We start from the raw sequence: 3,784 nt of genomic DNA, 5'->3' as shown, positions 1-3,784 counted from the left end.
GCGACAGGTTCAGGACCCAGCTGTCCATGACGGTGAGGTCGATGAGCTGGTCGTCCTGTTTGACGAAGTAGTTGTTCAGGCCGTTTATCGTCAGGAACTGCGGGATAATCAGTTGTTTGTCATTATTGGCAATAAAGAGGCGGTCAAAGCCCGGGCCAATCTGGTCGCGCAGGTTGAGGGGCGGCGGCAGTGAATCCTGGGCTTTAATGCGCAGGTTCTGATAGACCCGCTGATAAATGGAGAGCTGACTCAGCTCTTTCTCCGCTTTGATGAGCGGCAGTTTGTAAGGCGCGAAGCTGCTGATCGCGGCCTGATCGCCCGCCTCAGACTCTGTTTTCTCTCTATTTATTCTCTATTCTTCAAAAGAATAGGATTGAAAATAACTCATGTCTTTTTATCTTTTTTTATACCGCACGGCATGATTCCTTTTTTGAATATAGACAATATGGTTTCTAATTTAGTGTTTTGATTAAAAGAAAATAAATATTAATAAATGCTTTTCATATTTAACCTGTCATGACATTCGTTGTTTTCTTCATTTGGAAAATTATCGTATTCTATGTTATTAAATAAGATGTCAAAATAGTGCTACATCTTATACCACTCATAATTCTATGTATAACAATGGGTTGAAGAAGGCTATGTGTAGCATAATTACGAAACGTTATTTAACTAACCCTTGTTTCTTTCTTATAAGATATCATTTTCTTTTTATGATATTTTCTTTAACTTGATCCTGGGTAGATGTTTTATTCTATCAAGGATATCCTTTTCTGCTTTTTTATAATCTTCATGAAGATAAAACTCAGATACCCGATCAGAGAAAAATCATTCCAAACCATATAGTTACCTGATATGTCTTGATCGAAAAGAAGCTTTAATGCCCTATCTTTATTATCAATAATTTCATATTCATTAAATTCTTCAATAGAACCGGATAAAAAATCCGAACTTTTAAAGAATTCAACAGGTTCCATATAAAAGATTATTATCTCACCCATATTAAATTATCCTAAAATTTTATTCCAGAGATCAAAGATGCTTTGTCTTACTTTTTAATTTACGTCTTTCCTCTGAATATTAGTGTTATACCTATCTTTGGATTTAATAATATTGCCATTCTCCATGCCTTTTTTAGCTATATTTTGAATGTTAGCTACTTGTTTCGATATGGTATCAGTTGATTGATTTAAATTTATTTTATCCAGAGCATTTCTTCTTGCATCAGTATATCCGTGATGATTACCTTGATGCCTTGCCATTGCACTAACCCGTCGGCGCTAACTTACCGTGAATATTCACCACGGTAAGAAAGAAGCCAGTCGGAAGCGATTCCGGCTTTTTGCTGTTTCAGAGGAAAAACAGAATAAAATAGCCAAAATATAGCCTATGTATATATTTACCATTAATATTATATTTTTATGTATTATTCCTTTTTTTATCTTCTTATTTATTTTATATTTTTGTGATTTTAAATTATATATTTAATATATAAGACCAAGCCTGTGGAATATTTATTTTAAGTATAAAAATAACAAAGCGGAAAGATCACGGGGATCTTTCCGGATTTTTGTTTATTTACTGATATATACAGAAGGTCCCGTAAACTGTATATGCATACATTCCAGATTTAATCGAAAATTAGAGCCACTAATTATTACTTTATTATGACCATTTTCTTTTTTTATCTCGATTTTTGCTAACATGTTAACGGCAATGCCTTCAATTTTCATAGATGTAACACCACCACAGTTTATACCACACCTACATTTGTTATATCCTTTTACCCATTTTACAGGTGGGTTATCTGGTAATTTTCCGATTAAATCAAAACTTATTATTACTGTTGGTCCTTCACGATCTATTTTTATATCAAAGAGATCTATGTCTGATATTTCTACAGGTTTAGAAAATACTTTATTAAGCAATATAGTTCCATCAAGATCATTCCAAAACATATGATGTCTCCTAGAAACTATAGTGATCTAATGTTCCTGGGACACTCCCAGTTCGAATGTTATCAATAGGTCTTACATTTAAATGAGGTCCTTGATTACCTACACCATCGGGGTAATAGTGCCCAGCAGAATGATCTTGGATAATCACCTTATCTCCATCAGCTTTTGTGAATTGATATTCCTTTGTCCATATTGGCTTACCATTATAGCCAATTATTGTTTCATTATTTGAATTCGTCATACGAACATGCCTATATTGACTTTCAAAACCAGTTTTTGGGTCAAATATTTTATCAGGCTGTTGATTCATTGGTATTCCCGCATCTCTTTTCGCTGCTCTAAAAACCGCATTCTTTGAACCAAATTTAGTAGGACATTTTGCCAGCCCGTAAGGGTCAATCCAGTTGACCGGATCATGAACATAGCTGTACGGGTTAAATCCGCCACTAAGATTTAGCGGATCTGTCGATAAGTACTGTCCCGTTTCCCTGTCGTAATAACGGTGCCGGTTATAAAATAAACCACTCTCCGTGTCTTCATATTGGCCACAAAATCGCAGGCCAGATTCCGCCCTTTATTGAGTGTCGAGAAGAATAGAGCCAGAGGATCAAGAGGATTTTTCCGGCTATTTTATTCATTAACTTTCTTTAATTGAAAAAGATAGGCGGGTTTCTTTCCAAAAATAATCGCACGCATCTTCTTCTGTTTGAAATTTCATCAATCCAGAACGCATTCCTCTCTGTGAGTAAAAAACACACCATTCACCGTCAGAATAATCAAGACAAAGTCTTTCATCTGGCATTCCTCCATCTAGCCAGTATGCTAATTTTGGCACGTTATGTTTTTTTAAAAGATTTTTTAGTTCTTCTTTATTCATTTGATATACCTATCAATCTAAGGATATGGGCTTACCTTTTTAATGTTCGTGATACCTTTTCTAAGAAACCGTCTGCTCTTAATTCATGAATTTTTTTAGGTAAATCATATTGAATTCCTCGCCCTGGATAACCAAACCAAGGTGCTATTTCACCGGCATCAACGATTATCGGCTTTTTAACTACAAAAACAGAATATGGCCTGCCATCACTTCCTGGTTTCAATGCTCTTGCACTGTACGGAATACCTTCAGGTGATACAAATGTTCCGCTATCGTATCCATATCGATCAAGTCTCGTACCCGGTTGTAGAGTATATTTTTCAAATTTACTTTCATAGAACCCGCGATTAGGCGGCCACTCTCTATTCCATTTAAATTCATTGAAGTTAGAGGACTTTCTGGCTGCTTTGCTTGCCGCAATATTATCCAGAACACGTTGTTTAATTACCGGACACCCAGCCAGCCCCAGCGGATCGATCCAACCCGTCGGATTATGCACGTAACTGTAAGGATTTACTCTTCCTGCTAACCCCAAAGGATCAGGGCTGAGGTAGCACGCCGCCGTCCCACAGGTGAAGCGGCTGAACTGGACGGAGATACGCGCCTGTGCCGTGAATGACGAAGAAGCGTATCAGATCAAAGATGCGATCTCTAAGCTCCAATCTGCTCTAGCGTACAGTGGATATTCGCCACGGTAGATCATAAGAAGGCCGGAAGATCTCGAAAGATCTTTCCGGCTTTATTAATACAACTTGCCTATCTAACAACTGAGTATAAATGATATTGCCTTTTGCTTTTCTGGATTATTATCTAAAAAGCGATAAAGATATTCTTTAACTTCTTCTTTATTTGGAGAATTAGTTAATATATTCTTATATATATCTATATGCTTTTCAGAATTTGTTATCCTATAGTGAATTATATCAAGCCAATCTAAAGCCTTTTTTTG

The 3,784-nt window shown here is 36.3% G+C and carries 8 protein-coding genes and 2 pseudogenes; 1 reads left to right on the top strand and 9 read right to left on the bottom strand.

Features of this window, described 5'->3' with window-relative positions:
* The 8 genes and pseudogenes from C6H66_RS23625 to C6H66_RS27115 all read right to left on the bottom strand — a co-directional run.
* A pseudogene (locus C6H66_RS23625) lies at positions 1-325 on the bottom strand (ImcF-related family protein); the annotation flags it as partial.
* 424 nt (positions 326-749) lie between these two features.
* Complete coding sequence (locus C6H66_RS23615) at positions 750-1,001, bottom strand: hypothetical protein (RefSeq protein WP_105396907.1); 252 nt, start codon at positions 999-1,001, stop codon at positions 750-752.
* A 54-nt stretch (positions 1,002-1,055) separates the two neighbouring features.
* Positions 1,056-1,262 carry an AHH domain-containing protein gene (locus tag C6H66_RS23610; RefSeq protein WP_181150285.1) on the bottom strand — a complete coding sequence of 69 codons (207 nt, stop codon included), beginning with the start codon at positions 1,260-1,262 and terminating at the stop codon, positions 1,056-1,058.
* 312 nt (positions 1,263-1,574) lie between these two features.
* On the bottom strand, positions 1,575-1,958 hold the full coding sequence (locus C6H66_RS23605) for an Imm50 family immunity protein (protein WP_105396906.1): 384 nt from the start codon (positions 1,956-1,958) through the stop codon (positions 1,575-1,577).
* 10 nt (positions 1,959-1,968) lie between these two features.
* Positions 1,969-2,268, bottom strand: a complete 300-nt coding sequence (locus C6H66_RS27125) for an HNH/endonuclease VII fold putative polymorphic toxin (protein ID WP_181147840.1) — start codon at positions 2,266-2,268, stop codon at positions 1,969-1,971.
* 84 nt (positions 2,269-2,352) lie between these two features.
* Positions 2,353-2,517 (bottom strand): annotated as a pseudogene (locus tag C6H66_RS27120) (RHS repeat-associated core domain-containing protein); the annotation flags it as partial.
* Between the two features lie 78 nt (positions 2,518-2,595).
* The gene (locus C6H66_RS23595; protein WP_105396904.1) at positions 2,596-2,835 is read right to left on the bottom strand and encodes a hypothetical protein; all 240 of its coding nucleotides are present in this window, start codon (positions 2,833-2,835) and stop codon (positions 2,596-2,598) included.
* A 31-nt stretch (positions 2,836-2,866) separates the two neighbouring features.
* Positions 2,867-3,334, bottom strand: coding sequence for a TNT domain-containing protein (locus C6H66_RS27115; protein ID WP_248000804.1), 468 nt, complete (start codon positions 3,332-3,334; stop codon positions 2,867-2,869).
* Positions 3,335-3,407: 73 nt separating this feature from the next.
* Between C6H66_RS27115 and C6H66_RS27825 the strand changes: the two genes are divergently transcribed.
* Positions 3,408-3,533: a DUF7706 family protein gene (locus C6H66_RS27825; protein ID WP_422615636.1), complete on the top strand. Its 126-nt coding sequence runs from the start codon at positions 3,408-3,410 to the stop codon at positions 3,531-3,533.
* Positions 3,534-3,595: 62 nt separating this feature from the next.
* On the opposite strand, the gene C6H66_RS26470 is transcribed toward C6H66_RS27825, so the two are convergent.
* On the bottom strand, positions 3,596-3,784 hold a 189-nt coding region (locus C6H66_RS26470; RefSeq protein ID WP_219847643.1), incomplete at its 5' end, for a hypothetical protein.

Origin of the sequence: Photorhabdus hindustanensis (genome assembly GCF_002968995.1) — a bacterium.
Taxonomy (GTDB): domain Bacteria; phylum Pseudomonadota; class Gammaproteobacteria; order Enterobacterales; family Enterobacteriaceae; genus Photorhabdus; species Photorhabdus akhurstii.
The sequence above is the reverse complement of the archived record's forward strand: the minus strand, read 5'-3'. Positions and strand labels throughout refer to the sequence as shown.

What these genes read in the sequence shown, in the direction of transcription:
- C6H66_RS23595 (WP_105396904.1), bottom strand. Translation starts at nt 2,835, where the DNA reads ATGAATAAAGAAGAACTAAAAAATCTTTTAAAAAAACATAACGTGCCA.
- C6H66_RS27125 (WP_181147840.1), bottom strand. Translation starts at nt 2,268, where the DNA reads ATGAATCAACAGCCTGATAAAATATTTGACCCAAAAACTGGTTTTGAA.
- C6H66_RS23615 (WP_105396907.1), bottom strand. Translation starts at nt 1,001, where the DNA reads ATGGGTGAGATAATAATCTTTTATATGGAACCTGTTGAATTCTTTAAA.
- C6H66_RS23610 (WP_181150285.1), bottom strand. Translation starts at nt 1,262, where the DNA reads ATGGCAAGGCATCAAGGTAATCATCACGGATATACTGATGCAAGAAGA.
- C6H66_RS23605 (WP_105396906.1), bottom strand. Translation starts at nt 1,958, where the DNA reads ATGTTTTGGAATGATCTTGATGGAACTATATTGCTTAATAAAGTATTT.